Origin of the sequence: Flavobacterium procerum (assembly GCF_042431625.1) — a bacterium.
Classification (GTDB): Bacteria; Bacteroidota; Bacteroidia; order Flavobacteriales; family Flavobacteriaceae; genus Flavobacterium; species Flavobacterium procerum.
Genome location: NZ_JBHLYW010000012.1, coordinates 16,658 through 27,607, shown reverse-complemented (window position 1 = coordinate 27,607; position 10,950 = coordinate 16,658). Strand labels below are relative to the sequence as shown.

9 protein-coding genes are annotated in these 10,950 nt (G+C 30.9%); all 9 read right to left on the bottom strand.

What is annotated here, in order from left to right; genetic code table 11:
* Positions 1–492 precede the first annotated feature (492 nt).
* Genes ACFFLS_RS18735 through ACFFLS_RS18695 form a run of 9 tightly spaced genes read right to left on the bottom strand, consistent with a single transcriptional unit; the run spans position 493 to position 10,947 of the window.
* Complete coding sequence (locus ACFFLS_RS18735) at positions 493–1,272, bottom strand: DUF5457 domain-containing protein (RefSeq protein ID WP_379682431.1); 780 nt, start codon at positions 1,270–1,272, stop codon at positions 493–495.
* 4 nt (positions 1,273–1,276) lie between these two features.
* Entirely contained in the window at positions 1,277–3,604 is a 2,328-nt protein-coding gene (tssR, locus tag ACFFLS_RS18730) for a type VI secretion system protein TssR domain-containing protein (protein WP_379682432.1), read from the bottom strand.
* A gap of 4 nt (positions 3,605–3,608) precedes the next feature.
* The gene (locus ACFFLS_RS18725; RefSeq protein ID WP_379682433.1) at positions 3,609–4,544 is read right to left on the bottom strand and encodes a PKD domain-containing protein; all 936 of its coding nucleotides are present in this window, start codon (positions 4,542–4,544) and stop codon (positions 3,609–3,611) included.
* Complete coding sequence (gene tssO, locus ACFFLS_RS18720) at positions 4,534–5,004, bottom strand: type VI secretion system TssO (RefSeq protein ID WP_379682434.1); 471 nt, start codon at positions 5,002–5,004, stop codon at positions 4,534–4,536. Before tssO ends, ACFFLS_RS18725 begins: the two co-directional genes overlap by 11 nt.
* Positions 5,005–5,013: 9 nt before the next feature.
* Positions 5,014–5,505 (bottom strand): hypothetical protein, encoded by a 492-nt coding sequence (locus tag ACFFLS_RS18715; protein ID WP_379682435.1) that lies wholly within the window; start codon positions 5,503–5,505, stop codon positions 5,014–5,016.
* 9 nt (positions 5,506–5,514) lie between these two features.
* Positions 5,515–6,651, bottom strand: coding sequence for a hypothetical protein (locus ACFFLS_RS18710; RefSeq protein WP_379682436.1), 1,137 nt, complete (start codon positions 6,649–6,651; stop codon positions 5,515–5,517).
* A 38-nt stretch (positions 6,652–6,689) separates the two neighbouring features.
* Positions 6,690–7,574 carry a TssN family type VI secretion system protein gene (locus ACFFLS_RS18705; protein WP_379682437.1) on the bottom strand — a complete coding sequence of 295 codons (885 nt, stop codon included), beginning with the start codon at positions 7,572–7,574 and terminating at the stop codon, positions 6,690–6,692.
* A gap of 31 nt (positions 7,575–7,605) precedes the next feature.
* Entirely contained in the window at positions 7,606–8,511 is a 906-nt protein-coding gene (locus tag ACFFLS_RS18700; protein WP_379682438.1) for a hypothetical protein, read from the bottom strand.
* Between the two features lie 3 nt (positions 8,512–8,514).
* On the bottom strand, positions 8,515–10,947 hold the full coding sequence (locus ACFFLS_RS18695) for an AAA family ATPase (RefSeq protein ID WP_379682439.1): 2,433 nt from the start codon (positions 10,945–10,947) through the stop codon (positions 8,515–8,517).
* Positions 10,948–10,950 lie beyond the last annotated feature (3 nt).

The window sequence follows — 10,950 nt, the reverse complement described above, 5'->3', positions numbered from 1 at the left end:
TTTTCCGTCTGTATGTCTCAACATATCAACTTTTGAGAATAATACTTGGTACTCGTTTCCTTCGAATTCTAAAATTGCTTTAAATGCCATAATAAAAATAATTAAATTGTTAAAAAATCTTTTTTTTAGAATCCTCTTTGAATTGTCTGACTAGTATTAACAAAAAAAAGAGGCATCCTAACTGATTTTAGAATACCTCTTTTTTGTACTAACGTACTTTTTTTGATTTGCTTCTTGTAGGAAGATGAGGGGGATTCGCAATCAATTTCTGTACGAATATACAACTATAATTAACATTTGCAAATTACTTCGTACTATTTTTCATAAAAAATATTAAAATGCAGTTCTAGGCTATCACAGAGCATGTAGGAAAAAACTATTAATTCAAAACTGCTGCAAATTTGACTCTTTGGAGATACTTCTTAGATAATAAATCCGGATTTTTTTACATACAAATCCCTGCCTTTCACAAAAATAGATTGAGGTTACGCACTAACCAATAATGTTTTTTATGAAAAACAATAAAATAAAGCCCAAAAGCACCACAGTCATATGCAATAATATAGCGTTTACCTGCGGTTGCAGTGTATTGACCTGATTGTTAATCGATTCAGTCGATTCACTCTGAATCTCATTTATTTTGTTTACCTGCTTTTGAAGTGAATCAATTGTTTTGTTAAGGTATAGGATATTTTGATGCTGATTCGAAAATAATCTTTTTACTTCCTTATCCGACAAAGCCTTTTTTTTCCTAATTACACCTGTTTTAGGTTCTTTAAGCGTTAGCTCACTCACATTTTCGGTTGTGGGATTATTCACTTGAAAACTGTTACTGAGTTTGTTTACGAGAAAAAATATAAAAACGATATAAGAAAATAAAAATGTTGGCAGAATATATTGCACAAATACATCGAGTGCTTTTGGTTTTACAGCATTTTGTATATTATTGATGGTACTATAATTAGTAAAAAATATAGGTTCTTGTCTATTCTCTTTATTCAATCTTTCGTTTTTAAGTTTTTCTTCTAAATCCATAAGTTCAAAGCGGTCTAAGGTATAGACGCCTAAACTTTCATTTAGTTTTTTGTGATGTACCATCCAATTAAGTACCTCTTCTATTTGATATTCTGTAATGCTGGGATCTTTTAATTTCCATAAAATTTCCCTTTTTGTCATTTCACAAGGCTTATCTTTGCTTTCAAAATAAAACAATTCCAATATTATCTCGTGCAAATGTTTGACTGGTTCTCCAGTAGTGATAATTTCCGTCATACTGTTATAGTAAAAGTTTTTTGGGGATGTAGTAATATTTTATCTCCGCTTCGTCATTGAAAACTTCAAAGGCATTATTTCGCTGCATTTTTTCCAGCACTTCCAATTTACTATTTAGGAACACGAAAATAGATTTAAACTCTTCTGGCACTCTCTTGAATTTTCTAATATCCTTAATTCTTATTTCATGAAGGTAGGAGTTATTTACAAAAACTCTGGTTTTAAAATAAAGCAGTTCTGCTAGTGAGCTACGAGATTTTATTGCTTCTGTCTTTTTGATGCTTTCAATAAAAAAACTACATTGTTCTTTAAAATTTTCAACATCAATTCTATTGATATTTTCTCTGGTATAATCTTTACTGATCAATTCCCTGTAGTTTTCGAGAAGTTGACTAATCTCATTTTCTGTAAGCAGGATATTAATCTTGTCTTCCAGAATACCATCAAGCGGCTCTCTGGCTTTTATGACATAACTTTCGCTTACATAGTTTTTAGGAATGAATTTATTTGCCTTATCTTCCTCTGAATTATTCTGTATCAGATCGTTTATTTTTTGACTTGGCTGACTCCTCAGAAAACTAAATTCATTTTTATATTGCGTAAGTGATCTTAATAATCCGTTATTGGTTTTTATTGTTTTGATTATAACACTATCTATCGCTTTATTTATAGTCTCTGGAGTTAATTCTCCATTTAATTTCGGAAAAATAATACCTCCGTTAAAATTACTTCTCAAAGGCGCATCATAGATAAAAGCATTGTCGTATTCTCCGTTATACGTAAACTCATCATTTTTAACAATTAGTCTCGGATCGACGAAATAATTCTGAATATTCTTTTTATTCGCATTACTGGCTTCATTCAAATACATTTTACTTTGAAGAATAAAATCCTGACTATCAGTAGTATTTTCATTTCCGAAAATAATGAACAACAGCTTTGAGTTATTCTCTGCCATTTTTTTAAAATTATTCGGCAACACTGTATTCACAGAACCATTATTTAGGCCTGCAAGAATAAAAAAGTTATTTTCAAAACTAGTTTCCGAACTCAAAAACTGACTAATATTACTGTCATTATTAGGCAAAACATTATCCTGAGTAATTTCTTCTGGATATTTGACACTTTTTTCAATTAGCTCAAACCATTCCGAAAAAGACTTTGATTTTATCAAATAATAACTTCTTGGTTTTCCTTTAGCAATAAAAGAGTACGTAAAATTATAATTAGCATACGCCTCGTTACTAATGGTTAGCTTTAGGTTTTGCAATGTCGAAAGAGTCTTTTTTAAATAAGGCCTTGTCGAATTATTATTTTCAAAAACATAATAAAAATTAATCGTCTTACTTTGAACGGCTATATTTTCGATTGTTTTTATGCTAATATCATCTCCTTTTAAATTTGTTATCTTATTTTTTTCATGATTCCATATATTTAGCGGCAGCATGATTTGAATTGGACTATCAAACTTAATTGATTTATTAGTCTGATTTTCATTAATAAAAAATGTGTTTTTAAACAATTCATTAGCCTCAAAAACAATTTTCCCAGAAGAAAGCTTTAATTTATCTGTATTGTTCAACCTTACAACCCAGTCATCCTCTATCGGATTTAAATATTGCAGCGGAATCCATCCATATTTAAGATTGGCAGTGTCTTTAGCCATTATATCATCAAAATTGGATACAAAAGCTGCCTTAGTCGTATGGTTTATTTTATAAACATAAACAAAATCATTTAGCTTGACATTTTTTTTAGAAGCAGATTCTAAATTGGGATCATTTTTTAATGGCAGTACATTTTTTTTGACATTGACAGCACTAGAAACTAGGTTGTCAACCGTATTACAAGCAACAAAATGTTTTACATACTTTAAGTTGTACTGGTTTTGCATTGCTCTGCTGTATTCTAAAAGATTGTCTTTTTTTATCCAGCCTAAATATTGCACTTCTTTAGCATTTGCAAAGTGATTTTTCTTATTGCGCAAAATTGACAAAGTTCCTTTTGGCTTGCCGACAAGTTTTTTATCTGCAACAACAACTTCGTAATAGTTTTTATTTTCATCTATTACATACATTGGCAGCAGCATATTCACTTTACTCTTTACTTTAGATCCAAAAGGTCCTTCGTAGATATTATTGTCATTCCTATCCGAAAAAACCAACTTAAGTTCTGATTTCTCTTCTTCCTTTTGAGGTTCATTGCCATAGGTATTCACATTTTTTTCTGTTTTTGTGGCAATTGTTGTGCTATTTCTTACCTGTGAGGTAACAGCATTTGTAATTACCAGACACATCAAAAAAATATAGCTTTTTAAAGCACTAATTTTCATTATATTACTTTGTTTTTTTAGTTTTCTGGGTAATATTTATCTGCTTAAAGCATTTTATGGTATCCAGTTTTACATCTTGAATTATTGTGGCATTTCCGTCTAAATAATGAAGCCCTTGACAGTAACTTAAAAAATCGTTATACTTTTCTTCGTTTACCACCACCACTACATCTGAAAGATCGTTACAGATATATTTCTTTTTGATATAATTGACCTGCTCTTTATACAATTTTGTATCTCTTGTGCTGAGATTAGCAATAATCTGAAGTCGTTTTTTAATATCGTTTATCACAATACCTACAGAATCAACAATTTCCGGCTCCTTAAATGGTTCGTATAACTGAAAAATCTCTATTTCTCTCGTAATAGGATATCTGGTTTTGTCGGTCTCTAGTTTTACTGTATAAATACCAGGTTTGCTAAAAACATAAATAGCTTGTTTCTCATAAGAATCGATGGTTCCTGTTTCTCCAAACTCCCAATACCAATTATTAGAACTCGGCGAATATGCGGTAAACACAATTTCTTCGCCGACATATCCAAACTCTTCACAGAATATTTTCGGAATAGAATCCTTTGCAGTCATTCTCCTTCCGTTGACGATGTTTATTTGTTTTGAAAAATCAAATTTGTTGTCAATCTTAAGCGTTACTAGATATTTTCCCGTTTTTTCATACTTGTACTCTACATTTTCATTACTTACAATTGAGTCGCCATTACCAAAATACCAAACAGCTTTTTTATCAGATATTAAAGTATTGTCATTTATTTTGAAGGATAGCTTTTCGTTTAACTCATATTGATGATTGTCATTTGCATCAACTATTGAAAAATCTAGATTACTGATTTTTTTATTAAAAGGAAAAACCAATGCTACTACAATTAAAATTGCGGCAACAAAGAGCAATAGTATAACGACTGTTCTATTTTTAATGTTCATCTTTAAAATTTGCTTTACATTCGTTAAGACTTTTTTGTATCAGTGTATCGTTTTTTTTCACGGTGCTCTGTTCTAAATTAATTTCTAAAAAAACATTTAAAAGATTACCGCCGATTAAACAGAAATTATACGAAGAATGAAATTCATTATCTTTATAAAGTTGCTTGTAATCTGAAATGCTTCGTTTTACTTCATCTATTCTTTGCACTTGATTGATATCATATTTAATTGTATCAATAGTTTTAAAAATCAGTTTAGATTTACCCGCATATTCTGATTTAATTCTTTGCATTTTTTCATAATCATCAATCCTATTAAGCATATCTGTGTTATTAAAACTAGGCGTTTTAAACAAGTATTTTGTAACACCAATATAGATTGCAAAAGCACTTATGATAAATATTAAATTAAATTTTAGTTTCTTCCAATAGGTTTCATCTAATTCTATTGCTTTTTTCATGATATAAAACTATTTTTTTATATTTTCCTTGTTGTGTTTTTCGATGCACTTTTCAAGCTGAACTTTATTGATATTATAACTTGTTTCATCTTCTTTTAGAACATCTATTCTAGTCTGTATGCGTTGGAGTTCTACCAAAAACTCTTCGTACAGACTGAATGAATTTGTTAAATCAGTTTTAGATTTTCGGATTTCATTTTTAATTTCAAGACTTTTTTCGTTTATCAAAGACTGAAGATATTTACGCTCGTTTAGCGTTCTGTCTTTAAATCTCAAATCGTTAACCTCGATTAAAATTTCGTCCAGCAACAAATTCATTTCGCCTTGTTTTACAACAATGGTATTGTAGTACTTGTACTTCTGTTCTAATTCTGCAGCTCCTTTGTCTGCAGTCAGCAAAGTGATAGACAGACAGCCAAACATAAAAGCGAATGTTACAAAAAACATGATGTAAAACTTGCGCTTTTGGGTTCTTATCTTGGTGGAATTAAGTGGTTTCATCGTTTGGTTTTAATCTAATATTGACCATGTATTGTTTCTTTGCGGACTTGCTTTGGTTTCTTCGCTAATTACGATGCTTTCTTTTCTGATTCCAATATGTTCAAGCTCACTTAATTTTTGCAATAAACGTTTTAAAACTCCTAAAAATTGATTTAGTTTTTCTAGAGTTTGCGCAATATCATTATGATCATAAACTGCACTTTTTGCCTCAAACATCACACTTATTAGTTCAGATGGCTTAACATCCATCCATTCGTAGTAATACTGCAGCAATAATTCTTTTTCCTTATCATCCATAAGCGTCAAGGCAGACAAAAGATGATTCGCCAAAATAATTATTCTATCAAACATATAAACCGGTGATTCTTCGGCGGCTATGTTTTTAAAATAAAAATTATGATCTGCATAATAATCTATTATTTTCGAACACAATTTAAATGTATTCGAAACCAATTTGTTATTTGATATACTTTTTTCGTTCTTTTTATGAATCTTTATCGAAAAATCATTCAGCAGATACAATTCATTATTTACCTTAGAAATAAATTCATTTAAGACTTCATTATTCTTTGTTTTTACTACCGGAACGATATACTTTGTATCTTCAACAAAGCTTCCATTTTGAAAAGCTATTTTCTTTACAATTAAAAAATAACCTTCTAAAAAATTATCATTTATATCTTTTTTATTGATAATGTGTAGTCTTATTTCAGGAAGTACATGTGGATGATGCAACGGAATCATCTCTGGGTCAGGAATTCCTACAGGAACCATCTCAAAAGGGTTTACAGAAACTAGCACATAATATTGCTCAAAAGAATTTCTATCAATATCATTTGCATTTATGCTGGCTTCTGGCAGTTTTGTACCATAAACTTCTTGATTAAACGAAATTAAGTGCCCGTTTTTAACAATCAAATCGCATTTTTTCAAATAGGCGACCAACTGTCCTCCTTCAATTTTAATATCAATATCAATAGATTTGCTTCCCGCAGAAGCGATGCATCCATAATTAAAATTGTTTAAATGAACTTTATTGTAATCATTAACAATGGTTACATAGTTAAAGTAGCTATTTATAAAATGATCCTTGGTTAACTTGACACCATCTGTCCAGTTAATTGGTAAATGTATTTTTGATTTCATGATTAATTTATGATGTTAGATCTGGGTTATGTTTTAGTTTAATCTTCTAAGTCATATTGGTATTTACTCAATGCGACTCTTTTTGCAAAAATGATTTGTTTATTTTTGATTTTTCCTTCTGAAATAGTCTGGAGGGGACTTAAATTCCTAATAAACAACGGATAGTTAAAATATCTGGCCGTGTAGAATATCCAGCCCGTATCTTCGTTATCTCCGCTAGATTCGATAGCATCGTTTGGAAATCTGTAGTTCTGATCTTCTATGAACTTGTCAAACCAATTTCCTAAGTTGACATCTTTCGAAATTTTTACATCAAATTTTGAGAAGAATTCAGAATCTACTTTTTTCTTAATATTAATAGATACCTGCATCAATCTAAATTTGTCGACATTGTCCCAATAATCAAAGTCTTTGCGGTCATTTCCGACTCTCCAGAATTCATAAAAAGGATCAGGAATCTGAAGGAATTTTTTCTTGGATTCTACAAAAAACAGAGGAACAAACATCCACAACACATTTAGCATACTTACGTGTGCGTAATTGGATATTGTGATGTAAGTAAAAGCTAAATAATAGATCCAGGAAGAAAGAATGGTAACAATTAAAAAAAGAAAGATTTTTACGGGTACACTATCCTGAATTCCGATGCTTTGAAACATTGAGGTATTCATGTAATATAACAATGCCACTCCCAGCGTTGAATAATAAAGGACAGAAAACAATAATCCCATCCAAATAAACTCATTGTTAAAAAAAGCAAACAAACAAGGTAAAGCTGTTATCAATGAAAAAACTAAAACAAACAAAATCGCTGGTTTTGTCTTAATTTTTATGTTTGTAAACTGGCTAATTATCAAAGTGATAATCAGTACAAGAAATGGCGCCAGTAGGTATTTTAAAAAAAAGGGTAAAAGTGTATTCATGCAATCGGTTTTTCTCTTATGATTATTTAAATTATAATATGGTATTAATCCCTAAATAGTTCTCATTCAATTTTATACCCAATTGGTAATTGTTATAAAATACAATATCAATTCTTCTGTTGCTTATAATAAAATATTCCAGCACTTTACGGGTAAGCCTCATCTTTCGATCTACATTAGAATAGTCAACATTTCCGTCAAAATATAAAGAAACTTCTATATCGTCTATTTCGCTTTCTACTGCACCGCAAAGTCCTAAATCATATCCTAACATTCCATCAGTTAGCTTTAGAAACGGAGAAGTATTAAATACATGCCTTTTGTATTTTAGCTTTACCTGATTCTCTAATAGCATTTCTAAGACTTTCTCTAATTCTGGAAGATTTTCCTTCAGTTTATCCGACTCACATAAAAAGATAAACAAGTTCTTTTTTTGGATTTTAGACAATTCAAATTCTATCGAAATCAATTCATCAATGATATTCAGGAACAAATCAATCTTATCATTAAATAAATGAAGGCTTTTTACTGCAGAGCTCGCATGCGCAGTAAAAAATTCGTTATCAAAAGGCATAAAGAAATTTAGCGCCTCGTTTTCTACTTCTCTATTTGCTTTTACTGCCTCAACAATTTCTTTATTAGACATTGTCGGATTACTAACCGACAAAGGGTGAAAAAGCAATTCTGGCAAATTATGATAAATGCTGTTTTTTGCAAGATGCAACACCAGTCCTTCTTTGGTAATTCCATTATTTTCCTGATACAGCATCGATGATAAATCAATGGCATCTTTAGAATTACTCCTTTTTGCAAGTCCTCTATGTTTTACAAAAACCTCCGTTTGATTTTCGAGATTCTTCTGCAATTCATAAAAAATAAACTCTGCTCTGAGGTTAAAATTTATTTGGTGTTTTAAAACCGTTATATCCTGTTCCATAACCTATCTCTTTTCCCAAATAAATTCATCCTCTTTTATATCCAAAACAATACTTTCATTCTCAAGTATGGCTTCTGATATAATTAATTTTGAAATTGTTTTTTTCAGATACGTTCTAACAGTCCCTGCAATCGGTCTGGCGCCATATTTTTTAGAAAATCCTTTGTTTGTCAAATATTCTAGAGCTTCTTCAGAAAGATCAAATGAGATATTTTTGATGCCGATTAATTGCTCCTGTAAACGCTTAAGATGCAATTTAAAAATAGCTTTTGCGATTTCGATGTTAATTGGCGCAAATGGAACAACTTCTGTTAAACGGCCTAAAAACTCCGGCCTAAAATGATTGCTCATAATATCAATCAATTGATTTGAAGTTGGCAGATGACCGTTTTCTATCTGTTCCTGAATCCAGTGACTGCCTATATTGGATGTAAAAATGATGATTGCGTTAGAAAAATCACCTTCACGCCCTAATTTATCATGAACCTTTCCTTCGTCCATAATCTGCAAAAACACATCATAAACAGAAGCATGCGCTTTTTCGATTTCGTCAAAAAGCACAACAGAATAAGGCTTTTGTCTGATTTTATTAACCAGCATACCTCCTTCTTCATAACCTACATATCCAGGAGGCGCTCCATATAACAAAGCAGCCGAATGCTCTTCTTTGAACTCAGACATATCAAAACGAATCATGGCGTTTTCATCATCAAACAGCAATTCTGCTAATGATTTTGTCAATTCTGTTTTTCCAGTTCCCGTTGGCCCTAGGAAAAAGAATGAACCAATTGGCTGTTTCGGATTACTAAGACCGCTTCGTGATTCTATTATGGCTTCAGACAGTGTTTTTATAGCATGCGCTTGTCCTTTTACTCTTTCTTGCAATTTATCTTCAATCGTAAGAAGTTTTTCTTTTTCGCCTGCGCTTATTTTACCCAATGGAATTCCAGTTGCATTAGAAACAACGGCCAAAATCTCAGATTTTGTAACGACTGTGATTTTTTCTTTTGCAATCGCTTCAATGTCAACTGCTAATTTTTCGATATCTTCAAAAGTGACTTCCTCTTTTTGAGCGTTTTTCGAATTTTCTACCGCACTGATTTTACTCGTTACAATACAACTGATTCCATTATAAATCTCTTTTTTGATTAGATTTATTTTTGATTCATCACTTGGACTGCAATCTTTTATTTGTTCTTTTATTTTTAGAATTTCGACTAATGAATTTGCATTAGAAACGATTACAGACGAAGCTGTTCTGTCTAATAAATCGATAGCTCCATAAGGCAGTTTTTTCTCTTTATAAAACCGTTTTGATAAATGAATAGCCTCTTGGACAACTTCTGAATCAATATTGATTTTATAATGTTTTTCTAGTTTTTCTTTATAAATATTCAAACATTCTACCAACAAAGACGATTCTAACTCTTCTATAAAAATGTTTTCAAGTTTTCCGCTTATTGCTGTTCCTTCTATTGATTTTCTATACGAATCAGAATCAATTGAGGCGATAATATTGACATTGCCTTCCGTCAATTGCGTATTTATAATATTGATTACTGAATTTGATTTTGAGTTCGAAGAATTGAGCAAAACCTGAATGTCATCAATAAAAAGAATGCTCTTTCCGTTTTTAGTTAACTTTTCGAAAATTTCGATAAGCTTTTTCGAAATTTCATTTTCACTGCTGCAGTTGGCTACAAGTTTTGCCGTGTTTAAAGACAATACCAATGTTTCTTCAAAAAAATTAAGATCTGTCTGATGCAAATGATAAATAAGGTTTTTTATGATACTGGTTTTGCCAATACCGGACTCTCCTATTAATAAAATCCCTTGATTTTCATATCGTTCTATATTTTCAAGAATCAGCCTTACTTCTTTATTTCTACCAATTATAGTGCTTCCTTCTTCAATTATGCTTTTTTTGTATAGTAAATCACAATAGTTGATTTCAAAAGCTTCCTGACTTTCTGAATCTTCTTCTAAACTAAAACTTTTCTGAGCGTTTCGAAGACCAAAATGCTTAAAAAGCTCTTGATCGCTTAAATGTAATCCATCAATTTGCTTATCGCTATAAATCAAACCTGGTTTAATAATGGCAATAAATACGCAAAATGCATCGATATAATCTGAACCCAATCTGATTTTATTGAAATTCGATTCTGAAAAAACATTCTCAACTTCTGTGTCTGCTATAACTATATTATCATTCTTTTGAGCAGAAGTATAAACTTCTTTTCTAACATCAAACCATTCTTTTATATATTCTACGTCTTTAGAAAGTGTTCTTAATACTTCTACTAATCCAGTCGGCTCAAATAATAATGCATAAGCCAAATGAGCAACGCCATAAGTACTGTGCCCGTCCTGAATTGCCAGCGATTTTGCAGATTTTATAGCAGATAGTAAACTTGGGCTGTAATCTAATTCATTCATAAA